Consider the following 24189-nt stretch of genomic DNA (forward strand, 5'->3'; position numbering starts at 1 on the left):
TAAATATAAAAACGTATCCCCAAGGAGGAAGAATCAATTACAACTGTCGGATCAAGCGGATAATTTTGTACCTAAGCTAGGCTTGCTTTTTACTGTTATAACCGCTTTGCGCTGCTGCATATTGTTGCGGACTAGCGCGAATATAATAAGCGCGGTGCCATACAGCTCGAAGAGTCCAATCTGATAGCCCTGGAAGGCCATGATGACAAAGGTTGTAATCGGTACTGCGTTAATAAACAATACGCCGTTGACCGGTGTCAGCAGCTTCATGCCAAGATTCCATGACAGCAAGGCGGCAAGGCCAGGCAGCAGCACCATAAAAGCCATTTCGTATTTGATATTCCATAAGGTCTCCAGTGTCGGTACTGGCAATGCTCCTGCTGCAGAGGCCGACGCGACTACGATAAATGAAACAAAATTGCCCAGAATGCAGGTTAAAGTGGAATAGCGCAGTACTGACCAGTGCTTAAAACGGCTGCCTCCCATCGAGTAAATAACCCAGCCAATGACAGCTATAAGCATCATGGATAAAGGGAAAAGATGCTGGCCAGCCGTTTGGAAGAAGGAGAGCTTGCCATTTGTAATGACGAGCAGGGCGCCGATCAAAGCAAGGCCGACGCTCCATATCGTATAGCGCTTCGGTGCTTTCCGCGTAATAAGCCACATAATAATAACAGAGATCATCGGCATTAATACTTCAGTAATTGATGCTGCGATCGCGCCTGCCTCGCCCATCATCGCTTGCGCCATAAAAATGCACATATTGTATACGGTAAACGCCAACGTCCCCAAGACAGTAAGAAGAACTCCTCTTCCTTCCAATTTAAAGGCCGTTCTGCCTTCCTTCATCAACAAAATGACACTTAAAATTGCAGCTACGAAAAAATAACGTATAAACGAAAAATAAAAGGGATCAATTTGCTGCAATGCGACATGCGCGACCGGAAACATCGCTCCCCATGACATGCTTGCAACGAGGCAGAGCAATGCTCCTGCTATAGCTAACTTCTTAGACATTTCAACTTCGCTCCTGTATGAATAAAATCCGATTCACTCGTGTTACTTCTTATCATAATCAACTGCAATCTATTGGTAAATTGATTAAAACTAATGTAAACCATCATTATTAATGATATTATAATATCGGAAAGGCGGTTGGTTGCATGGAGTTGAACGATCTAGTCATATTTGAAGCTGTAGCCTTGCATGGCAGTGTCAGTAAAGCGGCGGAGCAATTGAATTATGTGCAATCCAATGTTACCGGCCGCATCAAGCGTTTGGAGCTGGAGCTGCAAACTACGCTATTCGAGCGCCATAAGCGCGGCATGATATTGAATACAGATGGCAAGCGGCTGCTGGAGCATGCTCGTGAAATATTGCAAAAGGTCGATGAGGTGAAGCGTATGTTTGTGCCTCATGATTCGCCTTGCGGTATTTTGGATATCGGCATTATTGAAACGGTCATTGCACTGCCTGGAATTTTGCACGCTTATTACAGCAAGTATCCGAATGTCGAGCTTTCTCTTTCTACAGGGGTGACGGAGCATTTGCTGCAGGATGTGTTAACTATGAAGCTAGATGGAGCCTTCGTTACCGGGCCAATTACCCATCCGCAAATCGATCAAATTGATGTCATTCAGGAAAGGCTGATGCTTGTAACAAAGGAAAGCCAATTTTCTGTCGAGGATATAACCAAAAAACCGTTGTTGCTATATAATAAAGGCTGCGGGTATCGAGGCCGGCTGGAGAGCTGGATGAAGGTTGAAGGAATTGTTCCGAAGCAAATTATGGAGTTCGGCACCTTTGGCACGATTATCGGCAGTGTTGCGGCAGGAATAGGAATAACGATATTGCCTGAATCGTCCGTCGCACAGTATGTTGCTGAAAAGCAGGTGTACGCGCATGCGATTCCTAAGCCTTTTCATGATATTACGACTGTATTTATTCGTCGCAAGGAAGCGTATGTGACAAGCACGCTGCAATCTTTTATGGATGAAATTGATCGCGCAACTAGAACCGGCTAAAGAAAAATATTTTCTAGTGCGGAACAGAAGAGGAGAGAAATATTGTGAAAAAAATATGTGTATTTGCGGGCTCAAATGCCGGAGTATCACCTGAGTATGAACAAGCGGCTATGCAGCTGGGCCAATGGATTGCTGCCAATCAATATGAGCTTATTTATGGCGGTTCCAAAATCGGCTTGATGGGACGGGTGGCAAATACGGTGCTCGAGGCTGGCGGCACAGTAATTGGCGTTATGCCAAGAAATTTGTTTACTGGAGAAATGGTTCATAAAGGACTCACTAAATTATATGAAGTAAACAGTATGCATGAGCGTAAAGCGTTAATGTCTGAGCTATGTGACGCGTATGTATCCTTGCCGGGCGGTTTAGGCACTTATGAAGAATTATTCGAGGTACTTAGCTGGTCGCAGCTTGGCATTCACAAAAAACCGGTTGGCTTGCTTAATGTACGCGGCTTTTATGATCCGTTAATGGCTATGCTGCAAAAAACAGTAGATGCCGGCTTTATGAGAGAGAGCAACCTAAGCCTCGTGCAATGCGAAGCTCAAGTAGAGACGCTGCTTGAAAAGATGAACAATTATGTGCCCGCGGCACAAACGAATAAATGGGATGAACTGCCTAGCCAGGCAGCGCAATAAACGATAGAGAGGTTGAGTCAGGCATTCGTGCCATGACTCAGCCTCTCGTCTTTTTACAAGGATGCTTGTTTAATTTGATGAATGTCCTGCAGCAAATCTAGAGATACTTTATTAAACGTGCTGTAATCGCAGCATTGCTTGTAAATGGCGTCGAAATCATCCTGAAGCGAGCTTGCATGCGTAAGCTGGGCAATGGCCGTCTTCATCAAGGCCGCATACCGGCTGCTGACCGGTTCGGCTTGCTCAGCAATGTTTTCGTCCGTATTGGGACTTATAGTCAGCTCATATAAATCAATGATAACTTCTTCTTGCAGAGGTTTATATTCATGGGGTGCAGTACTGTCGAATATTGCAAAGCCAAGCTCTCTTATAATAACCATATCGATGCTCTTAGGATCAAGCCCGCAATGGTATACCTCAATGTCGTATCCTCGATCTATCGCTGCAGCTGCAAGCTTACGTAAAATCGTTGATTTTCCAGAACCAGGCCTTCCTTTTAAATGGTAGCGCTGCAGATCATCCGTAAGCTGGGAAACATAGTCGACAGCTCCTTTGGCGGTTGCCGTTCCCAGAAAGCGGTCATCGATTCTGCTTTGATTCTCGCTTGGCTGCTGCTCGCCGAGTAAAAGCTGAATATATTGTTCAGTCAGCTTGTTAGTTTTGTCAAAGTCAATATGAGGCAAATAAAGCCTTTCCCAATCATCATGAATAAGTAATGCATCTGCGAAGCCGGAATATGCCGCCTGCTTGGCAGCTGCAATCTGCTCCTGAAGCTGATCCAATCGGGCTTGCTGCTGCGCAAGCAAACCAGGCTTAATGGCACTCTCCATATTTACCTTAATGATTTTTTTATCCGGCAGCGAAAGCTGGCTGGCAGCTGCTTCTTGTATGACAGCTAATTTCAGCTCTGGAATAACGATGCCCGACAACAGGTCTGATTGCAGCGGATTATGCACATACCAAGCAGCTTGCGGTGCAGCTTGTAATGCAATTTGATGAAGCAATAACGAAACATCCTGCTGCAGCTTGCTTTGAATAATAAAAACCCGGTCAATGCCCTGCAAGGAAGACTCCCATCTGTTTTTATAGCCTCCAGCAGTATTTGCCTCTGCCATGAAGTGCAGATTTTGTGTTGCTGTCATTATCATCACGTCCCTTCGAGCATTTTGCAATGCCTAGAATATCATATTATGCCCACTTTCAAATGGTGCCTATATGGTAGTTTTTGAAAGATATCAGCTAGCGGCAGCTTTGCTTATAAACGGACAATAACGTAAAAAAATGTTCAAATATTAAGATTTACTAGTGTTTTTGAGTATGATTTCATCTGTTTCCACAAAAAAAAGAGCAATTTTCGAATAAATTGCGAAAGTTGATTGTTCTTGCGGCTGCTAATTATGCTATAATGCGATATATGGGATACATCCAATTTATTCGGAGAGGACTATTATAATGAAACCAATTTACTCTGGCAAAACAAAAGACGTATTCGAGTTGGACAATGGAGACTACCTGTTGAAGTTTAAAGACGATGTCACTGGTGAAAATGGTGTTTTTGATCCGGGTGCCAACACTGTCGGCCTGGTAATGGAAGGAGCAGGTCGCGCTGGCCTAAGCTTAACTAAATTCTTTTTTGAGAAGCTGAAGGAAGCGAATATTCCTACTCATTATATTGATGCGAATATTGCGGATGCTACAATGACAGTGAAGCCTGCAACTGTATTTGGCAAAGGGCTTGAGGTTATTTGCCGCTACCGTGCAGTAGGAAGTTTCTTGCGCCGTTATGGCATGTATGCAGAGGAAGGACAAGCATTGGACAGCTTTGTAGAGGTTACGCTTAAGGATGACGATCGTCAGGATCCGCCTATCAGCGAGGATGCGCTTGCTATGCTGAATGTGCTGACACATGAGGAATATGCTGATTTGAAGCGATTGACGAAGCAAATTAGCGGCATCGTAAAGGACGAGCTTGCCCGCAAAGGCATAGAGCTTTATGATATCAAGCTTGAATTCGGGCGTGACCGCCAAAACAATCAAGTGCTTCTTATCGATGAGATTTCCGGCGGCAACATGAGAGCTTATAAGGATGGCGAATATATCGAGCCGTTGCAGCTTGAGAAGTTAATGCTTGCTTAATAGAAATAGCTGAGAGTTAGCCGAGAGATGGGCAAATGCACCTGTCTTATCGGCTTTTTTGAAATTATAAAATGTATAAGGCAACTCCTTATAATCAACTGGCAAAATTGCTCTAACGGTTGCCATCGCTGCTATTCCGATTATTTTAGCTCATTTGAGCATTTAACGGTTGCCACGAGCGCTATTGTCCCATTTCCGAGCAAAATCAATGCTTTTTGGGAAATTAAGCGCAATAGCAACCTTTAGAAAATTCAAGCTGTCATTTTTGCACGAATAGCGTTTGTGGCAACCCTTAGAATCGTTGATATATAAGAATGTGCCGACGCTTGAAGTTTTTGCCCGCAACGCTATAATGTTCATAACAATATGCGGGAGGAAACAATATGCACACGAAGGAAAGTCTAATGGAGCAATTGCAAGCTGCACATATTAATGGCAGCGGCACATTGCTCATGCACTCGTCTATGAAAAGCATAGGAGAAGTTTCTGGCGGAGCGGACACCGTGCTGGATGCTTTGTCTGAATATATGGCGGAGGGCTTACTCGTTCTGCCGACTCATACCTGGTCTTATATTAAAGCTGACAATCCCCGGTTTTACGTGGCAACTTCGCCTGTATGTGTCGGCATTTTGCCTGAGCTGTTTCGAAGCCGCAAAGAGGTGTATCGCTCCAGTCATCCCACGCATTCTGTCGCGGCGCTTGGGAAGGACGCGGAAGCCTTTGTAGCAGGCGATGAGCGCTTCGATACGCCGTGTCATCGCGAATCGGCATGGGGCAGGCTCCTTGACCGTAAAGCAACGATTATATTGGTAGGCGTTGACCAGAAGCGCAACACCTTTATTCACGGTATTGAAGAGTGGGTTGATATTCCTGGAAGAATGACCGATACACATGAACAGCTTATTACAGTGCTGCCTGATGGCACTGAAATTCCAGTCCCTTCACGCAGGCATTGCGGATTATCATGGTCGGAGCATTTTTGGAAGGTAGAAGAGCTGCTTGAGCAGCAAGGGGCGATTTATCGCGCCAAGCTGGGCGATGCTTTGATGTGGGTATGCGATACCGTAAAGCTGACAGAGCAGATTACAGCGCTGCTCAGGCAGTATCCGGATTTATTTTCTGATAATGAGCCGTTGAGCTATCATGTAAAGAAGAAGTGATTGATTGTATTTATTGTCACAGAGGCCTTGATCCTAATAAGCGGGATCGAGGCTTTTTTTACATATTAGAAAGTATAAATTTTCCGTTGATACAGCCGTATCACCTTGGCAAACGCATCTTTCCAAAGGGCGGCGAAGCCGTTTATCCTTGTGCTGGTCCAATGAAAAGGTTGATACCAAATTACTGCTTGTATCGTATTACTGTCATATACACATCGATAAGGGGTGGAGAGCTGTGGAACCTGTATTGCAAGTTGCATTGGAAGAGGCCGGATATGAAAATGAGAAGGCAACTATTTCAAATATTCAAATTACAGTAGCCCCGGGTGAGATGGTAGGGCTGATTGGACCGAATGGGGCGGGAAAAAGCACGACGATCAAATCCATTCTCGGATTGACGGCATACATAAAGGGTAAAGTCGAATTTGGAGGTGTTCATAAGCGATATGCTTATGTTCCAGAACAGCCGGTTTATTACGAGTATTTTACGCTATGGGAGCATTTGCGGTTAGCCGCTGCTGCTTTTGATATTAACGAAGATGCATTTACGCCAAGAGCCGAGCAGCTGCTGGAGTTGTTTCGCTTATCTGAAAATCGGCATGACTATCCCGCCAAATTTTCTAAAGGGATGCAGCAGAAGCTGATGCTGATTGTTGCATTTTTGCTGGAGCCGGATGTTTATATTGTGGATGAGCCATTTGTTGGTCTTGATCCCCGCGCAACGAAGGATTTGCTGGAACTGCTGGATCAGGAGCTGACAAGAGGAGCGGGTGTTTTAATATGCACCCATGTGCTTGATACCGCCGAGAAAATATGTGATCGTTTTGTGCTCGTTAATAATGGCGGCATGGTAGCCTCCGGCACGATTGATGATGTGCGTGAAGCTGCTGCTCTTTCTGCTGAAGCCTCTTTATTCGACTGCTTCCACCAGCTGACATAAGGAGGTGAGGGCGATGACGAAGCGTCGATTGTTTTTCACCCGTCTGAAAAGAGACTGGAAGACCCAAGCAAAGGCATGGGCAAGTGCACTGGATTGGACGGTTTGGTTATATTTGCTCATCCCGGCGATAATTATAGGCGGCGGGATGTATCTGGAACTGTGGGAAACCTTGCCTGCATGGTCAGAAGCTATGCCTTGGCTGTTGTTTGCCAAGATCAGCCTGTTCATTATGATATTGCTTGCTCGCATTCGTGTTTATCTGGAGGCGGCAGACCGTTTGTTCATGCTGCAAAGGCCTGCTTGGATTCAGGCATTGCGGCGATATGGGATGATGTATGGCGGTCTGAAGCAAGCTGCAGCTATACTGCTGCCATTGGTGCTTTTGCTGCCTTTTCTGTTAAAGGCAGAGCAGTTAAGCTGGAGCACGCTCATGCTTTATTATTTGCATGCATGGAGCTTTAGCATGATCGTAGCCGCAACTGAGCATGTTACAGCAAATGTACTGCTAGGCTGGCGCAAATGGGCTGTATATTTAAGCTGCGTGTCAGTTATCGCCGTTTTTTATTTTGTATCGGCCGGATGGCTCTCCTCTAGCCCGGCAGTTACTTTAATCCTAACTTTATTTGCAGCTGTTATGAGTTTAATGGCGGCTCTGCGCGCCAAGCTCAATATTGAGCTGGAGGTGGAGCGGGAGCAGTCTGCAAAGCTTAAAACAACGGAGCTGCTTATGAGCCAGGTGATAGAATCAAAGCCCAAAATAAACTTTCGCAAGCCGTTTTTATGGACCAAGTCTCAGCGTATTTTCAAAACCTCCGATGCTGGTACGATACTTGCCGAGATGCGTCTCAAGGCGTATGCAAGAAAGCTATCCCATTTGCAAGTATGGCTCGGCTTTATATCCATTTCATCGGTAGCACTGACCTTGGTGCCGCCAGCTGCTGCTGCAGCTCTTATTATCGCGCTTGCGGCGATGGGCGCCAACTGGCTGCGTGCGCAGTGGTCACAATGGATCGCTGAGGAGTTTATAGCGCAATACAGCTGGACGGATCGTCAAAAAAATTATGGCATCGTGCTTTCCCGCGGCTTGATTATGCTGCCTGCTATAGCGGTATGGTGTGCCGTTGTCGGTTTTTTGTTAGGAGGAGTATGGCTGTCTGTTCCTTTTTTTACGCTAGGCGGCGTGATATGGCTGTTCATTAGCTGGCAGCTGCTGAAATCCTATAAATAACAGTGCCTTGTAGTAACAATTTGTTCCAGCGATGATCAGGGATATGCCCTTGTATTCTGTTGCGAAGTTTGGGAAAATAGCTAAAGGACATTGAGCAACGGAAAGAAGGTCAAACATGAGCAAGCCATCCCTTTACGGATTGACATTCGCTCAGCTTACGAATTGGCTGAGTGATAATGGACATAAAAAGTCGCGGGCTAACGCGGTTTGGGAAGCATTGTATAGAACAAGAATTAGAAGTTTCGATGATATGCACGAGGTGCACGGTGATTGCCTTACATTATTGAAGGAACAGTTTGTGCTGGAAACATTGAAGGAGCACACGAAGCAGGAATCGAATGACGGAACGATCAAGTTTTTATTCCAGCTTAGCGACGGCAATTTGATCGAAACGGTCATGATGCGCCATAAATTCGGACTTTCGGTATGTGTAACTACTCAAGTAGGCTGCAATATTGGATGCAGCTTTTGTGCCAGCGGATTGCTTGCCAAAAGCCGTGATTTGACGAGTGCAGAAATTGTAGAGCAGATTATGCAGGTTCAATTTTATTTGGATGCAAGACAGCAGGAAGAAAAGGTAAGCCATATTGTAGTAATGGGTATTGGCGAGCCATTCGACAATTATAAGCATATGTCGGATTTTATTCATGTAGTGAAGGACCATAAAGGGTTGGCCATTGGGGCAAGACGTATTACTGTTTCCACGAGCGGACTTGCCAACAAGATTGTAGAGTTTGCCGATAGCGATCTTCACGTTAACTTGGCCGTTTCTCTTCATGCTCCCAATGATGAGCTGAGAACAAGAATTATGAAAATTAACCGGGCTATCCCGATTGCAAAATTAATGGATGCTATTGATTATTATATATCGAAGTCGAATCGCAGGGTTACGATTGAGTATATTTTGCTGAAGGATGTTAATGATCAGGCGGAGCAGGCGTTAGAGCTTGCAGAGCTGATGCAGCCGCGCAAACGGCAAATAAATGTGAATCTAATACCTTACAACCCTGTTGATGAGCATAGCCAATATCAGCGCAGTACACAGGAATCGGTAAGACAGTTTTATGATGTCATGAAGAAGCAAGGAATCAGCTGCAGTGTTCGATTGGAGCACGGTACGGATATTGATGCAGCCTGCGGTCAGCTAAGAAGCAAGCAGATCAAAAAAAGCGATGCCGTCGTTCAGTCTTCATAATTGGAGTAAAATAGGAGGTGCAGCTTATGCCCAACCTGCAACTGGGCTCGCTCGTACTCAATACGGAGCTTCTCTTGTATTTAATAGCGGGAGCAGCGGGCGTGCTGCTGGTTTGGCTGAGCAGCCGATCGTCGGAAGCTTCCTCGCGTTTCGTATCCAGTGCCTGGAGTGCGGTTTGGATCTGGATTGTTGTGTGGAAAGCAAGCTTTATCGTATTTGATTTTTCAGCCTTCAGAGATAATTGGAAATCGCTGTTGTTTTTTGATGGCGGGATCAAGGGCTTGATTGCCGCGTCTGTTATTAGCGCAGCTTTTGCAACGTTACAATTTATTAAGGCGGCTAACGCTAAAACCGCGTTTAAGCTGCTGCTTGCGCTCATTGCTGGCTGGCTTGCGGTATACAGTGCAGCACAAATTTTATTCGCTGACTGGCCGTCGTTCCAGCATTACTTGCTGCTTGCTTGGTCAATCGCAGCAGCGATAGGTGTTGTGAAGCCGCCAAAAGCAGCTTTGAAGCAGGCTTTTCCGCAATTGCTGGGCTTGCTGCTGATTACAGGGCTTGTGAGCTATTTTGCCTACGATGTAGTGGAAAATAACTGGCGCAGCACGCCTGTATCAGGATCGGCCGAGCAGAATATAGGGATTAAACCGGGGCAGTACTCTCCTGATTTCCAGACAGTTAATTTGCAAGGGGAAGCTGTTTCGTTGTCTCAATTTAAAGGAAAAACTGTGCTGCTCAATTTTTGGACGACTTGGTGCACCGTTTGCAAGGCAGAGATGCCGCATGTGCAAAAGCTGCACGAAAGCTTGGAGGAACAGGATTTCGTCATTTTATCAATTAACGCAACAAGCCAGGATAGCGGTGCCGAACAAGCACGGCGATATATAGAAAACGGTGAGCTGACCTTTCCGGTTGCGCTCGATCCATCGGGCTCCATAAGTCAAGCTTACCGTGTACGCGCCTTTCCGGTTACTCTCGTCATAGATCCGGAAGGGGTTGTACAAAAGTACCATATAGGCGCGATCAGCTACGAGCAAATGCGCAAGGCAGTGCTTGCCGCTTCATCCAAACAATAATGAAATTTTTAAAAGAGCCGATTACGGCTCTTTTTTTGATATATAAGAAAGTATAAGTTTTTGTATTCTTATACCCGCTCTTATATTTCACCGGTAAACGCGCCTGTCCAAAGGACGGCGGAGCCGTTTATCCTTGGTCACTATCGCTTAATTTGAAAAAGTAAATATTAACGGTTTAATTGTTGATACTAGTCCTATTCGTATTTTAAACGGTGAACGATGAATAATAAATTGGAGGGTAAATGAAATGAAAATTACTGTGCAATGTTCCGATTGCGAGCTGCAGGAACTAGATTATTTCTTTGAATTTGAGTTAACGGATGAAAATACAATTTTTCCGGTAGAGTGCACCAATGGGCATAAAAATGCTATTATTTTACCTCAGCAAAAATTTGAACTTCTGTTTGAAATGGGCCTGCGTGCTTTAGAGGATGGCTACACGAGAGAAGCAGCTTTTAACTTTGCAACTGCTCTTGAAAGATTTCATGAATATTGCGTCAAAGTTATGAGTAATGTGACAGAATGCCAAGATTCAGGAGCTTTTTTTGATGCTGAAGAGTTTAATTCCGAGTTTCAGAAAACATGGAAGGAGATGTCGAGGCAGTCAGAGCGACAATATGGTGCTTTTATGATTCTTTACTTAGTTGCTTTTAAGAGAAAACCTACTCTCATACCTAGTGATTGTATATCTTTCCGAAATGATGTTACACATAAAGGAATCTTTCCTAAAGAAGAAGCGGTTATAAAGTATGGCAAATTCGTGTTTGATTATATCTCTGAAAAATATATGGAGCTAAATCGTCAATTTCCTAAAGGTATAGCTGCTATAAATAAAATCGATACGGATAATTTTATAACAAGCTTTAATGGGGGAACTCTTCTGCACTGGAAAGAAACGGCAGCTTTTGCAATTATGGACGATGAATTTATTCATAAGACTTTTGAAGAAGCGAGACTCAGTTCGAAAAAGCTAAATATGTCGCGAGTAAAAGCTTAAAAGAACATTGCCATTACTCATTAAGAAGCAGCGCGTCCTTAGGCAAGGCCGCGCTGTGTTGTTGCGCTTACTTATTGCGGTTTATTCTCGCCATAAAGATTAGGCTTCAGAATGGCTGCATCCGGAAGCTCCTCTGCAAATTCCGTATGGCTCTTCTGGGCCAATGGCATTTTTCCTCGTTTTACATTTTTAGAAAGAGCGGGTTGATTGTTCTTCTGATTATGTGTCATGTTATGTCCCCTTTAATTTAATGCTACTAGTACATTGCCACATTTTCGATCAAAATATGTATTTAACCGGTAAACATGACTCAATCGCTCAAGTGAAGGATGCTGCGTCATTTATCATTGGACGTATAGGATATGTACTCGCAGCTAGTAAAAGTATGAAATCTATAGAATGTCTTAAGGTTTTCTTTAAAATCTCGCAAGCTCAATTTGTTATATTGTATACAGTTAACTAGTCACGCAGCGCGAATTCAGTAAAGGGGGATTCAAAATGATCAAAGTGAAGGGCGTAAGCCATCAATTTAGAATAGGGAAAAAAGGGAAAGAAAAAGTGGTTCCTGTACTGCACGACATTGATCTGCACGTCAATAAGGGTGAAATCGTGGCGATAGTAGGGCGAAGCGGCTCCGGAAAATCAACACTTCTTAATCTAATGTCCGGCTATATCCGTCCGTCGCAAGGCAGCATTGACGTGCTGGGTCATATGGTAACAGCTATGAATGAAGGTCAATGGGCGGATTTTCGCCTGGAGCATTACGGTTTTATTTTTCAGAGCTTTCAGCTTATCCCAAGCATGACGGCCTATGAGAATGTAGAGCTTCCTCTTGTACTAAAGGGCGAACAAGGAAAAGCGAGGCGGAAAAAGGTGCTGGAGATGCTTGAGCGAGTTGGACTGTCTGAGTATGCGGATCATTATCCGGGCGAGCTGTCTGGCGGGCAGCAGCAGCGTGTATCTGTCGCAAGGTCATTAATATTGGAGCCTCCAATCGTTTTGGCGGACGAGCCTACCGGAAGTTTGGATAGCGAGAACGAGAAGCAATTGCTGACGATGATCCAGCAGCTCAACCACGAGCTGGGTATAACGTTTGTTATTATTACTCATGATGAGCAAGTCGCTGCCATTGCACACCGTACCATTACATTACAGGATGGCAAAATTACAAAAAGCTCTAGCTCACTGGCAGGAGGGCATTACTATGAAGTTCAATGATCAGTTCCGATTCGTTCGGCAAAATATGAAAAAAAATAAAACGAGGCTGTTTATGACGGTGCTCGCTACCGCAATGGGTTGTGCTTTTCTTATCGTATTGGCATCGGTAGGCTTCGGCCTTAAGCAAAGTATTGTGGATAATATTGTAGGGGATAGATTGGTTACTGAAATAAGTATTCACGGAAAAGTAGACAAGGATCAAAATTTTCAAGGCAATCAGATGACAGATTCGGATATTGATTATTTTAAATCATTGCCTAATGTAAAGGCGGTTCTGTATACGAATTATGTACAGCAGTGGCTTAATCCTGCAGTCGAGGGTGAGGCGGTTAACGGCGGCTCCTTCAAGCAGATTGATTATGAAGCAGAAGCGAAGACCGGATTTAAGCTAAGTGCTGGTCGCATGCCCGAAACTGGGAAAAATGAAGTCATTGTAGGTTATCATATTCGTGAGACAGTAAATGAAGACGGACGTACGGCGGGTGGCGACACGGTCAAGAGCGAGCTGCTTCCTGCCAAGGATTGGCTCGGCAAGCAAATGGAGCTCGAGGTAACTTATTATGAGCAGCAGAAAAAACAGAGCCAAAAAATGCAGGTAACGATCGTTGGCGTTGCCGAGGCTCCTTCCAGAGAATGGCTGAAGGATAAAGATATTTATATAGGGCTCGATACGATGGGCCAAATTGAGTCTTTAACGAAATCACAATTCGGGGCTTTGCCGCCGCAGCAGGAGGATGGGGAGCCTACCAAGGAAGAGCTGGAGTCCGTGCCGCAGCTTGGCGATGAACGCAGCTACAATGGAGTGCGCATTATAGCTGATCATGCCAAGTCCGTTAAAGCGCTGGCAGAAACGGTTCGTGAGCAGGGCTATTACAACCATTCCATTGCAAGCGAGCTTGAGCAGGTAAATATGATGTTTATGATCATGACGATCGGACTTATATTTGTAGGTACCATTGCTGTTTTGATTGCGTCAATCGGTATATTTAATACGATGACGATGGCTGTAACAGAGCGAGCGCAGGATATAGGCATTATGAAAGCGATTGGTGCACATCCGTCCGCCATCCGCAAAGTATTTTTGCTCGAAAGCAGCATGATCGGCTTGTTGGGAGCTATAGTAGGAACGGTCGTTTCTTATATAATCTCTATCGCAGTTAATGCTGGGCTGCCTGTATTGATACAATCATTAATGAATGAAAAGGTGCCTAGCAACTTTCAGTTCTCAGTTATTCCGCCTTATTTAGCGCTGCTGGCCTGTGTAATATCCTTGGCGGTTGCCATGCTGTCAGGCTATCGGCCGGCTAAGCGGGCTACTAAAATTGATGTGCTGCGTGCGTTGCGCAGAGATATATAGTTTGATCAATCGCGATCATCCTATACAACGATGGATAACCGGGGCGCTTTTGCCTCGGTTTTTCCTGGTCTATAACGATATTTCTGGTCCGATATACGCCAGATATTCGTTATTTAAAATTTTATCAAAATCCGTTTATTGGAAAGGGTCTGTTATGTGCGCGCGATTGGTATTATAATATAAGGAATAACCTTTTTTAAAATTCATAATTAATAGGAGTGTGACGATCTGTTGGACGATATTCCCTTATCATTGCTCATTATTTTAGGAGCGTTGATTTTGCTGTCCGCCTTTTTCTCATCGATGGAAGCGGCATTTTCTAATTTGAGCAAGATTAGAGTTCGCCATTACGTAGAGGAGGAAAAACGTGGCAGCAAGAAAGCTATGTATATCGTTGAAAATTTGGATAAAGCCATCTCAACGGTGCTGCTAAGTAATTTAATAGTTACGGTGGCGGCAGTAAGTATTGCAACCAAGCTGCTGATAGATAACTATGGCTCATCTGCCGGCCTGACAATTACGATTATGGCTATGTCGCTTGTGCTTTGGATTGTCAGCATGATGATTCCGCGTACTTATGGCAAAGAACACGCGGATACTTACAGCTTGAAAATTTCTATTGTGATGTTTGGCTTGATGTGGCTGCTTACTCCTATTAACGCATTGCTGCAATTGCTGCAGCGGACATTCACGCGTCTTTTTTCCAAAGGCGAAGGCAATACTCATACCATTACTGAGGATGAGATTAAAGCCATAGTCGAGATTAGCGAGGAAGAGGGCGTTATTGAAAAGGAAGAGAAGGAGCTTGTGTACCGCTCCCTTGATTTCGATGAAATATTAGTCGGTGAAGTGCTTACGCCAAGGCCGGACATGATCGCTATTGAGGTCAGCCAGCCGATTGAGCAAATTAAAAAAATGTTTTTTAAGGAGCGCCTATCCCGCATACCAGTCTACGACAAAGATATTGATAATATTATCGGGATATTATCAGAACGCGAGTTTTTCGCCCAATTGCTTCAGCATGAAAAGGTAGATATTCGCAGCTTGCTAAGAAAACCGAAGTTTGTTGTAAAATCAATGAAAATATCGGCGCTTTTACTGGAGCTGCAGAAGAGCAACGTGCATATGTCGATTGTAATCGATGAGTTTGGCGGTACTGCAGGTTTAATTACTCTTGAAGATATTTTGGAGCAGCTGGTTGGCGATATTTGGGATGAGCATGACGAAGTGATAAATCTCATTACGCAGCTGGATGAGACTACGTATGAGGTTAGCCCTCAAATTACACTTGATGAATTTGAAAAAACATTGAATATTGAGCCTATAGAGAGCAGCTTTTACAATCTGGGCGCTTGGATATTCGGTAATATAGATCGCATCCCGCAAAAAGGCGACTCGTTTGAATATGAGCATGTAACCGTGACCGTTGCCGAGGTAGAGAAGAAGCGGGTGAAAAAATTGCTGGTTAAAGTAAATAATCCCAAGTTAGAAATTGAAGCATAAGCAATATATAGCTAATGCTGACGGGACTTATATATGTGAATGAAATAAGTAATGCAGGGAATGATTTCTTTATTTGATAAGGAATCATTCCTTTTTTATGGAATTGAGAAACTTCAAAATTGATGTTGACTCTAACGTTACGTTATACTTTATAGTCAAATTAAGCCGTTGCAAGACAGGAGGGATAAAATGAAAATAAGCGAGGTAGCTGAACTGGTTGGCATAAGCGTGCGAACTTTGCATCATTATGATGCTATTGGCCTGTTGTCGGCTGACGTCACGACGGAAGCAGGCTATCGTATTTATTCGCAAACCAATTTAGAGCAGCTGCAGCAAATTTTATTTTTTCGAGAGCTCGGGTTTCCGCTGAAGCAAATCAAAGATATTATAAACCGGCCTGACTATGATCGGCAGGAAGCCTTGCATATGCACAGAAAGCTGTTGCTGGACAAACGCAATCAACTGGATCAATTGCTTGCGACGGTTGATAAAACGATACAGGAAGCGAAAGGAGAGATTACGATGACAGCAAAAGAAAGATTTGCAGGATTTGATTTCAGCAGTAACCCTTATGAGCAGGAGGCGCGCGAACGCTACGGGGACAAAGCGGTTGATGATTCAAAAAACAAAATTAATGCCTATACCAAGCAAGGTCAAGAAGAGCTTGCCGATAGTATGAATCGCTTGTACCGGGAGCTGGCCGAGCTTCGGCATACCGACCCTGCATCCAGTGAGGCGCAAGAGTCGATTGCTAAATGGTATAAGCTGCTTAACGATATTGGAACGTATACGCCTGAAGTATTCCGCGGACTTGGGCAAATGTACGTAGATGACGAGCGATTTACCAAAAACATCGACCAATTCGGCGAAGGCTTGGCATTATTTATGAAAAAAGCGATGGCGGTGTTTGCCGACCGCGCGCAATAAGCACAATAAACAACGGGGGTGTCCATACGTCAATAACTGACGGGACGCCCCCTTTTAAGTAGCTCTAATACGGCGCTATGGACGGTTAAATTTGCAAAAAGCCCATAGCTTTTTTTACTTTAGAAAGCGTTTTGTTTGCCACTTCGGATGCTCTTTCCGCTCCATCCTTCAATATGCGGTCCAACTGCTCGGAATGAACAATATCATTGTATTTTTGTTGAATTGGCGTCAAATGCTCAATGACAGCCTCAGCCAGCTCTTTTTTGAAGGAGCCATAGCCTTGTCCTTCGTAACGCTTCTCAATATCTGCAATTGGCAGGCCTGAGAAGACGGAATAAATTTCTATCAAGTTGCTGACAGCCGGCTTATTGTCCCAATCATAGCGGATGCTTCCTTCGGAATCTGTAACAGCTTTAGCAAATTTTTTACGGATAACATCAGCGCTGTCAAGCATCATAACGTAGCTATTTTTGTTAGGGTTGCTCTTGCTCATTTTTTTAGACGGATCATCGAGCCCCATAATACGGCCGCCTGTATCCTCGGTAATAGGCTCAGGCAAAGTAAAGGTTTCCCCAAAGCGATTGTTGAAACGGATGGCCAGATCGCGCGTCAGCTCAAGATGCTGCTTCTGATCCTCGCCCACAGGCACATGAGTAGCTTGGTAGAGCAATATATCTGCAGCCATAAGCGCAGGATAAGTAAATAGAGCTGCACTGACGCCTTCCTTGCCCTCGGACTTTTCTTTAAATTGTGTCATGCGGCTCATTTCGCCGAAGTGGGCCTGTGTTTCCAAAATCCAGCCGAGCTCTGCATGTGCAGAAACATGCGATTGCAGAAAGATCGCATTGTTGTTAGGGTCAATGCCTGCTGCTACATACAAAGCGGCTATTTGGCGAGAGCGCTCGCGCAGCTCCTTTGGATCCTGCGGAACCGTTATTGCATGCAGATCCGGTACGAAGAAAAAGCCTGTATATTCCTTTTGCAGCTTAACGAATTGGCTTAATGCCCCGCCATAGCCTCCAATATTTAGCTCGCCGCTGGGTTTAATGCCCGATAAAATTGTTTTCATGGAAGTTTCCTCCTATAATCTAAAAAGTTTTTAAAAATCAATACAAAAAAACGCCCCGCCCCTAATAAAAGGGACGAAGCGTATGCTCCGCGATACCACCCGAATTCGGCTAATAGCCGCTCTCATCCACAATCTATACGCACGCAGCAGCGTGCATAGACAATTGCGTCTTCCGAAATAACGGTGGAAGCTTCCGTCAAAGCCTACTGTCCTATAAGGAGTTCGGTTTGAAGCGAAGAGACCCATTCACTTATACTTTTGTGCCGGACCTTGCACCATCCGCCGGCTCGCTTAAACAAAAGCAGTTAAGCTACTCTTTCCCTTCATAGCTGTTACATATATTATTCTTATACTTAAGATTACCGATTCTTAGTATTCTAGTCAAGCTGCTATCTATATTTTTCCAAAAGAATAATTTGAATGTCGATTTGACAAACAGTTTAAAATCATTTATCTTAATATTAAGATATTTAATTTAAAGATATGTGTAAATCATTTGGAAATCAGGTGATCAGAATGGGTAAGGATAAACAAAGCGCCTTGGAGCTGTATATAGCTTTATCTCGCGCAGCGCAATGGATGAATGCACATGCGGATAGGGATATTAAAGAACATCAGCTTAATCGTACCGAATTTGGCGTGCTCGAGCTGCTTTACCATAAAGGACCTCAGCCTTTGCAGCAAATTGGAAGCAAGGTGCTAATGAGCAGTGGAAATATAACATATGTTGTCGACAAGCTGGAGAAGAAAGGCTTGGTTTGCCGAAAAGCTTCCAGTGAGGACCGGCGATCAATGTATGCGGAGATCACGAAAGAAGGCAGCGCCTTAATAAAATATATTTTTCCCCAGCATGCCGGTGTAATTGCCGCAGCAGCAGCGGGGCTCAGCAAGGAGGAGCAAGAGCTGGCCAGCAGCCTGCTGCAGAAGCTGGGCAAATATGCAGAGGAAACTTATTGAACAACAGATATGAATTACAAATAAATGGAAGGGAAATGATGGCATGTCTACACTACAAACAGCAGGAATTCACCATATTACAGCTTTTGTTAAGGACCCTCAGCGCACGACAGATTTTTATGCGGGTGTACTTGGCTTGCGGCTAGTTAAAAAGACGATCAATTTTGATGCGCCTGAAGTTTATCACCTTTATCTTGGAGATGCGCAGGGAAGTCCGGGGACGATCATTACGTTTTTCCCTTGGTCGGAAGGCAGAAAGGGCCGGGTAGGCACAGGCCAGGTTGGCATTACAGGCTACGCTGTGCCAATCGGTGCATTGCCGTTTTGGGAAAACAGATTGTCCAAGTTTCAAATCCCGTATGAAATACTGGAACGCTTTGGCGATAAGCTGCTTTCCTTTTCTGATCCTGACGGGTTGAAAATTGAGCTTGTGGAGCGTGATATGAAAAACGATCATACATGGGAATTTGGCGGTATAACTGCTAAGGAAGCTATACGGGGCTTTAGCGGAGCTGTACTGTACAGCCATAATCCTGCCAAAACCGCCGAGACGCTGGAGAAGGTATTAGGTATGACGAAGGTTGGCAGCAGCAATGGATTTACTAGGCTGCGCGCAGCTGGAGATATAGGCAATGTGATTGATATTAGCGATCAGCAAGCGGCAGTCGGTGCGGGAGGCAGCGGCACTGTCCATCATATCGCCTGGCGCGCAAAGGATATGGAAGAGCATGCACGCTGGAGAGAGCATGTCGCTAATCAAGGGTTTGAGCCGACGCCTATAGTAGACCGGCAATATTTCAATGCTATTTACTTCCGAGAGCATGGTGGCATCTTATTCGAAATTGCAACAGATCCTCCCGGCTTTGCAAAAGACGAGGCGCCGGAGCATCTTGGCGAGCAGCTAATGCTGCCGGCCTGGTACGAGCCGCAGCGCGCAGCTATCGAGCAGCTTCTGCAGCCGTTTGAAGTAAGAGTGCTGAAGGAGGATCAATGATGAAGCATATATTTAAGCAAGGCTCGAGCAAGGACGCGCCAGTATTGCTTCTGCTGCATGGGACAGGTGGCAATGAACACGATCTGCTTGGACTCGCGGAGCTTATTTCACCGCAATCATCTGTGCTGAGTGTTCGCGGCAATGTGCTGGAGAACGGCATGCCGCGCTTCTTCCGCAGATTATCGGAAGGAGTATTTGATCTTGAGGATTTATTGTACCGCACGCAAGAGCTGAATAGCTTTTTGGAGGAGGCGGCAGCGCAATATAGTTTTGACCGATCCAATATGGTAGCGGTTGGCTATTCCAACGGTGCGAATATTGCCGCGAGCATGCTGTTTATTTATAAGGACGCATTGCGCGGGGCGGTGCTGCATCATCCTATGGTGCCGCTTCGTGACCGGATACTTCCTGATATGACCAGCTTGCCTGTCTTTATCGGAGCAGGCGACAATGATCCAATCTGTACACCTAAAGAGACGAAGGATTTGACGCAATTGCTGGAAAATGCGGGGGCAAGTGTACACGTCCATTGGGAAAGCGCAGGCCATCGTTTGACACAAACAGAGGTACAGGCAGCCGCTGCCTGGTTTGAAAAACAGTTTGCCGAAACAAAATGATGTGAAAAGGGCCGTTCGATATTGATCGAACGGTCCTTTTTTATTCTGAGCATACTGCAAAATCTTTTATACAGCGGATGTGCATAACGGATTCATAGCCGAAGTCAGGTGAATCGCATACTCCTCCGCCTTCAGTTCAAGCTCTTCCTCGCTTAGCTGCATAGCGTTATAGACGGAAAATACCGGCAAAAAAGTCGTGCCAATAATGCTTGCCGTTACTTCAAACGGACGCAGCAGCTGCTCCAGTGGAAAATGGTTGTAGCCCTGCGGAGTGTAAGCAAAATCGGAGCCGCCGGCAGTAACAGCCAGCCCCCATTCCTTGCCATGCAGCTTATTGCCTCCCTCGCCATACGCCCAGCCGTATGTCAATACGTCATCAAACCATTGCTTGAGCAGGCTCGGGCAGCTGTACCACCAGACTGGAAACTGAAATATTATACGATCGTGATCCAGCAGCAATTGCTGCTCTCGTTCTACATGTATGGCTGTATTGCCGTACGCCGCGTATAAGTCATGAACGGTTGTTGTATGCTGGGCAGCAGCCTGGGCCAGCTTTTGATTCACGCGCGAGCCTTTGTGCAGTTCCGGGTGAGCGATAATAACTAATGTTTTGCGTTGTACGTTTTCTTTTTGAGCGGTCATGATGCCGTCACTTCCTCTTTTTTAAATTGGATAAATCCGGTCATGCGGATCATTAATGTGGTCTTGTAGCAAATATATCAAATGACTGGGCGATCCTTCGTGATAATTATCACAGCGCCATAATATACCTGATCAGTACAATGAAGGTAAACATACCGTGTGAATCCATTCACAATAAAGTATGAGGATCAATGGGGAGGAATTCATCATGAAAAAAGTAGGGATTATTTTGTTGTCGCTTATGCTTGTAGCTATTATTGCTGCTGGTTGCGGCGGGGAGAAAAAGCCAGTCAATACAGAAACAGAAAAGCCTGCAAATTCAGCTTCGCCTGCGCCGGCTGACGGCTATGCAGACGGCTCCTATTATGCAGAAGGCAGCTTTGACGAAAAATCAGGCTGGAAGGAAGTTGTCGCTTTGCAGGTAGAGGGCGGCAAGATTGTGCAAGTAAACTGGAATGCGGTAAATAAAAACGGTGGACCGGATAAGAAGGCTTCGTCACAATCTGGTGAATACGGCATGAAGGCAAAGGGCAATGCAGCATCAGAGTGGCATGAGCAAGCAGCCAAGCTTGAGCAGTTTCTAGTCGATAATCAAGCGACATCAGCAATTGCCGTTAATAATGAAGGCAAAACAGATGCAGTATCCGGCGTTTCGATCGGTGCCGGCGAGTTCGTGAAGCTGGTAGATGCAGCGCTAAAAGCTGGACCTGCAGAGCGTGGCGCGTATAAAGACGGCAGTTACTATGCAGAAGCGGACAGCTTCGATGAAAATTCTGGCTGGAAAGAAACAGTCGGCATTACTGTAATGAACGGCAACATTGTTGCTGCAAGCTGGAATGGCATCCATAAGGATGGAGGCACAGACAAAGTTACACGCTCCAAATCTGGCGAGTACGGCATGAAGGAGATTGGCAAGGCAGCAGCTGAATGGCATGAGCAAGCTCATAATGCCGAGCAATATTTGATCGAGAAGCAAGATCCTGCAGCCATTGCAGTGGCAGCTGACGGCAAGACGGATGCCATCTCAGGCGTATCCATTCATGTTAATGGATTCGTAGAGCTGGCAGCCAAAGCGCTTGCCGGCGCCAAATAAGTTTACCTTCTAGAAAATCCTATTTAGGGAGAGACGGATATGAAGCAGATTATCGTTTTGGGCGGTGGATACGGCGGTATACTGACAGCCAAAAAGCTTGCCAATAAGCTTCGTAAAAATAAAGAGGTTCATATTACACTAATCGATCGCAAGCCGTATCATACGTTATTGACAGAGCTGCATGAAGTGGCGGCAAACCGGGTTGAAGAGGATTCGATCCGGATCGATTTGAAAAAAATATTTTCCGGGTTCCGCAATGTTGATGTTGTTCTTGACCATATCGATATAATCGATTTCGAGGGGCAAAAGCTGAAAGGACAGCGTAAAAGCTATGCCTATGACTATTTGGTAATCGGCACGGGCAGCAAGCCTACCTTTTTCGGCATCAACGGCGCACAAGAGCACGCCTTCTCGCTTTGGTCCTATGAGGACGCAGTTAAGCTTAAGGAGCATACACTAAAAATGTTCCGTGAGGCAGTTAAGCAGCTTGACCCGATTGTCCGTAAGGAAATGCTGACGTTTGTTGTCGTTGGCGGAGGCTTCACAGGCGTGGAGATGATCGGTGAATTAGCAGAGTATACACAGGAGCTTTGCAAGGAGTTCCATGTGAACCCCGAAGAAGTTACTTTGCACGTAGCGGATATGGTAGATACTATTTTGCCGATTCTTCCTAAAAAGCTCATTGCTAAATCCGAGAAGCGCTTGCGCAAGCTTGGCGTGAACATTATTACAGGCGCCAAAATAACAGAAGTATCAGAGAAGGGCGTTATGGTAGGCGGCTCGTTTATATCCTCCAGAACGGTCATATGGACTGCGGGTGTAGAGGGCTCAGATCTTGTAGGCGAGCTTGATGTTGAAAAGCAAGGACGCCAGCGTATTCTTACGAATGACAAGCTTCAAGTGCCGGAGCATTCAAACGTGTATGTAGTTGGCGATAATATTTTCTATATTCCTGAGGGCAGCGAGCGTCCAGTGCCGCAAATGGTAGAAAACGCTGAGCTTGCCGCCCCGATTATCGCTCATAACATCGCATCTGAGTTCAATAATCAGTCGAAAAAGGCCTATAAGCCTACGTTCCATGGCACTATGGTTTGTATTGGCAGCAAGTATGGCGTAGCCAGCGTAGGCATTCCGAAAATGATGTTTTCGATGAGCGGCTTTCCTGCCATGGGCGTCAAGCATTTAATCAACATGCTTTATCTGTTCCAGGTTTGCGGCTTCAATAAAGTGTATCATTACATTCTGCATGAGTTTCTGCATGTGAAAAACAACCGCAGCTTTGTCGGAGGACATTTTGCCAAGCGCTCGCCAAATTTCTGGCTCGTTCCGCTTCGGATATTTGCAGGCTGGATGTGGTTTAAGCAAGGGTTTGACAAAATGGGCAAAATTATAGCTGATCCAGGCGCAATGTTTTTAATTCCTGCCAAAGCAGCGGACGGCACGTCAGGAGCTTCGGTAGCTGAAACAGCTGATGCGGTGTCAGCAGCGACGAATTACTCGTCTGACGCGCTTGCTGCTTTGCCTGTGCCCGGCTTTATGAAGGATATGGTGGACTGGTCGATGGGGCTTATGTTCTATACGTCTGACGGCGGATTTACGCCGCTGGCTTATATATTCCAGACAGGCATGGTAGCGGCTGAGCTCATCGTAGGCGCACTGTTAATTGTCGGACTATTCACTGCGCCGGCTGCAGTCGTATCGGTTGGAATGGGCGTAATGGTTTGGGTATCCGGCATGGCTCCAAGCGAAATGCTATGGTACTTGGCAGCGGGCATTGCATTAATCGGCGGCTCGGGCAGCACGTTCGGACTTGATTATTATGTCTATCCGCGGCTTAAGAAGATCTGGAAGAAGCTTCCCATCGTTAGACGCTGGTATTTGTATACGGACTAATTCAAAACTTATCTGGAAGCGTAATGCGGGTTCTAAACATTGCGCTTCCCCTGCATTGATTGTTGAAGGGAGCGGTTGTCATGGGTAAGGAGCTGCTGCAAGATACGCTAAGCTTATTGAACGAGCTTATTCATAAGCAAACAAATATAGAGCTGGATGTGAATGATCGTTCTTTGCAGGAGCTTGCAGATATGATCGGCTCTTATGGTATGGCACGCTCGCGCAAGATGACGGTTTTATCCTGCTGCATGCTGATATCAGTTGGCATACGAAAGCACAACAAGCTGCTGCGCGGCGATAACGATCGTCTGGCCCGTTCAATTTTGGATGGCGATTATTTAGTCGGACTTATTTACCGGGTAGCTGTAAGCCGCAAGGAGCAGAAGCTGCTTGCAAGGCTTACTCCGATCTATAAAAAAATGCAGCTGAAATCGTTGGAAGGCGGCGGCAGTGAAGGCATTATGACGGAGTTGAAGCAGGAAATCAAAGCTTATTTAGACCAGCATAGCGCATAAGGAGCGGAAT

24 protein-coding genes and 1 other annotated feature are annotated in these 24189 nt (G+C 45.4%); of the genes, 19 read left to right on the forward strand and 5 right to left on the reverse strand.

All coding sequences use genetic code 11. The features are described from left to right. Positions 1-51: 51 nt before the first annotated feature. The gene (locus tag V1L65_RS21320) at positions 52-1017 is read right to left on the reverse strand and encodes a DMT family transporter (protein ID WP_331701278.1); all 966 of its coding nucleotides are present in this window, start codon (positions 1015-1017) and stop codon (positions 52-54) included. 146 nt (positions 1018-1163) lie between these two features. Here V1L65_RS21320 and V1L65_RS21325 point away from each other — a divergent pair, with 146 nt between their 5' ends. Beyond that, complete coding sequence (locus tag V1L65_RS21325) at positions 1164-2024, forward strand: LysR family transcriptional regulator (protein WP_331701279.1); 861 nt, start codon at positions 1164-1166, stop codon at positions 2022-2024. 44 nt (positions 2025-2068) lie between these two features. Then, positions 2069-2662: a TIGR00730 family Rossman fold protein gene (locus tag V1L65_RS21330; RefSeq protein ID WP_331701280.1), complete on the forward strand. Its 594-nt coding sequence runs from the start codon at positions 2069-2071 to the stop codon at positions 2660-2662. Between the two features lie 53 nt (positions 2663-2715). Here the strand turns inward: V1L65_RS21330 and V1L65_RS21335 are convergent, their stop codons facing one another. Beyond that, the gene (locus tag V1L65_RS21335; protein ID WP_331701281.1) at positions 2716-3777 is read right to left on the reverse strand and encodes a hypothetical protein; all 1062 of its coding nucleotides are present in this window, start codon (positions 3775-3777) and stop codon (positions 2716-2718) included. Positions 3778-4114: 337 nt separating this feature from the next. Here V1L65_RS21335 and V1L65_RS21340 point away from each other — a divergent pair, with 337 nt between their 5' ends. From V1L65_RS21340 to V1L65_RS21370, 7 genes are all read left to right on the forward strand, one after another. Beyond that, on the forward strand, positions 4115-4798 hold the full coding sequence (locus V1L65_RS21340; RefSeq protein WP_331701282.1) for a phosphoribosylaminoimidazolesuccinocarboxamide synthase: 684 nt from the start codon (positions 4115-4117) through the stop codon (positions 4796-4798). Positions 4799-5181: 383 nt separating this feature from the next. After that, entirely contained in the window at positions 5182-5958 is a 777-nt protein-coding gene (locus V1L65_RS21345; protein WP_331701283.1) for an AAC(3) family N-acetyltransferase, read from the forward strand. Between the two features lie 235 nt (positions 5959-6193). Next, entirely contained in the window at positions 6194-6898 is a 705-nt protein-coding gene (locus V1L65_RS21350; protein ID WP_331701284.1) for an ABC transporter ATP-binding protein, read from the forward strand. A gap of 13 nt (positions 6899-6911) precedes the next feature. Continuing rightward, positions 6912-8126: an ABC transporter permease gene (locus V1L65_RS21355; RefSeq protein WP_331701285.1), complete on the forward strand. Its 1215-nt coding sequence runs from the start codon at positions 6912-6914 to the stop codon at positions 8124-8126. A 115-nt stretch (positions 8127-8241) separates the two neighbouring features. Further along, positions 8242-9321 (forward strand): 23S rRNA (adenine(2503)-C(2))-methyltransferase RlmN, encoded by a 1080-nt coding sequence (gene rlmN, locus V1L65_RS21360; RefSeq protein WP_331701286.1) that lies wholly within the window; start codon positions 8242-8244, stop codon positions 9319-9321. Positions 9322-9347: 26 nt separating this feature from the next. Beyond that, entirely contained in the window at positions 9348-10397 is a 1050-nt protein-coding gene (locus tag V1L65_RS21365; protein WP_331701287.1) for a TlpA family protein disulfide reductase, read from the forward strand. 247 nt (positions 10398-10644) lie between these two features. After that, on the forward strand, positions 10645-11394 hold the full coding sequence (locus V1L65_RS21370; protein ID WP_331701288.1) for a hypothetical protein: 750 nt from the start codon (positions 10645-10647) through the stop codon (positions 11392-11394). Between the two features lie 71 nt (positions 11395-11465). On the opposite strand, the gene V1L65_RS21375 is transcribed toward V1L65_RS21370, so the two are convergent. Continuing rightward, entirely contained in the window at positions 11466-11624 is a 159-nt protein-coding gene (locus tag V1L65_RS21375; protein WP_331701289.1) for a hypothetical protein, read from the reverse strand. A gap of 268 nt (positions 11625-11892) precedes the next feature. On the opposite strand from V1L65_RS21375, the gene V1L65_RS21380 reads away from it, so the two are divergent. The 4 genes from V1L65_RS21380 (at position 11893) to V1L65_RS21395 (ending at position 16399) form a co-directional block, all read left to right on the forward strand. Beyond that, positions 11893-12612 (forward strand): ABC transporter ATP-binding protein, encoded by a 720-nt coding sequence (locus V1L65_RS21380; RefSeq protein ID WP_331701290.1) that lies wholly within the window; start codon positions 11893-11895, stop codon positions 12610-12612. Further along, a complete protein-coding gene (locus V1L65_RS21385; protein WP_331701291.1) occupies positions 12599-13969 on the forward strand; it encodes an ABC transporter permease in 1371 nt (456 codons plus the stop codon). Before V1L65_RS21380 ends, V1L65_RS21385 begins: the two co-directional genes overlap by 14 nt. A gap of 231 nt (positions 13970-14200) precedes the next feature. Next, entirely contained in the window at positions 14201-15472 is a 1272-nt protein-coding gene (locus tag V1L65_RS21390) for a hemolysin family protein (RefSeq protein ID WP_331701292.1), read from the forward strand. A 189-nt stretch (positions 15473-15661) separates the two neighbouring features. Then, positions 15662-16399 (forward strand): MerR family transcriptional regulator, encoded by a 738-nt coding sequence (locus tag V1L65_RS21395; protein WP_331701293.1) that lies wholly within the window; start codon positions 15662-15664, stop codon positions 16397-16399. A gap of 85 nt (positions 16400-16484) precedes the next feature. Here V1L65_RS21395 and trpS read toward each other — a convergent pair whose 3' ends face one another. Next, positions 16485-17468, reverse strand: coding sequence for a tryptophan--tRNA ligase (trpS, locus tag V1L65_RS21400; protein WP_331701294.1), 984 nt, complete (start codon positions 17466-17468; stop codon positions 16485-16487). A 66-nt stretch (positions 17469-17534) separates the two neighbouring features. Next, positions 17535-17804 (reverse strand) — a binding site (T-box leader). Positions 17805-17984: 180 nt separating this feature from the next. Between trpS and V1L65_RS21405 the strand changes: the two genes are divergently transcribed. Genes V1L65_RS21405 through V1L65_RS21415 form a run of 3 tightly spaced genes read left to right on the forward strand, consistent with a single transcriptional unit; the run spans position 17985 to position 20036 of the window. Then, positions 17985-18425 (forward strand): MarR family winged helix-turn-helix transcriptional regulator, encoded by a 441-nt coding sequence (locus tag V1L65_RS21405; RefSeq protein ID WP_331701295.1) that lies wholly within the window; start codon positions 17985-17987, stop codon positions 18423-18425. Between the two features lie 43 nt (positions 18426-18468). Next, positions 18469-19419, forward strand: coding sequence for a ring-cleaving dioxygenase (locus V1L65_RS21410; RefSeq protein WP_331701296.1), 951 nt, complete (start codon positions 18469-18471; stop codon positions 19417-19419). Next, complete coding sequence (locus V1L65_RS21415; RefSeq protein WP_331701340.1) at positions 19419-20036, forward strand: alpha/beta hydrolase; 618 nt, start codon at positions 19419-19421, stop codon at positions 20034-20036. Before V1L65_RS21410 ends, V1L65_RS21415 begins: the two co-directional genes overlap by 1 nt. A 66-nt stretch (positions 20037-20102) precedes the next feature. Here V1L65_RS21415 and V1L65_RS21420 read toward each other — a convergent pair whose 3' ends face one another. After that, on the reverse strand, positions 20103-20678 hold the full coding sequence (locus V1L65_RS21420; RefSeq protein WP_331701297.1) for an NAD(P)H-dependent oxidoreductase: 576 nt from the start codon (positions 20676-20678) through the stop codon (positions 20103-20105). A 208-nt stretch (positions 20679-20886) separates the two neighbouring features. On the opposite strand from V1L65_RS21420, the gene V1L65_RS21425 reads away from it, so the two are divergent. The 3 genes from V1L65_RS21425 (at position 20887) to V1L65_RS21435 (ending at position 24179) form a co-directional block, all read left to right on the forward strand. Beyond that, positions 20887-21771 (forward strand): FMN-binding protein, encoded by an 885-nt coding sequence (locus tag V1L65_RS21425; RefSeq protein WP_331701298.1) that lies wholly within the window; start codon positions 20887-20889, stop codon positions 21769-21771. A gap of 39 nt (positions 21772-21810) precedes the next feature. Further along, on the forward strand, positions 21811-23664 hold the full coding sequence (locus V1L65_RS21430; protein ID WP_331701299.1) for an FAD-dependent oxidoreductase: 1854 nt from the start codon (positions 21811-21813) through the stop codon (positions 23662-23664). Positions 23665-23744: 80 nt separating this feature from the next. Beyond that, on the forward strand, positions 23745-24179 hold the full coding sequence (locus V1L65_RS21435) for a hypothetical protein (RefSeq protein WP_331701300.1): 435 nt from the start codon (positions 23745-23747) through the stop codon (positions 24177-24179). Positions 24180-24189 lie beyond the last annotated feature (10 nt).

The sequence above is a fragment of the Paenibacillus sp. IITD108 genome (assembly GCF_036541265.1).
Taxonomy (GTDB): Bacteria; Bacillota; Bacilli; order Paenibacillales; family Paenibacillaceae; genus Pristimantibacillus.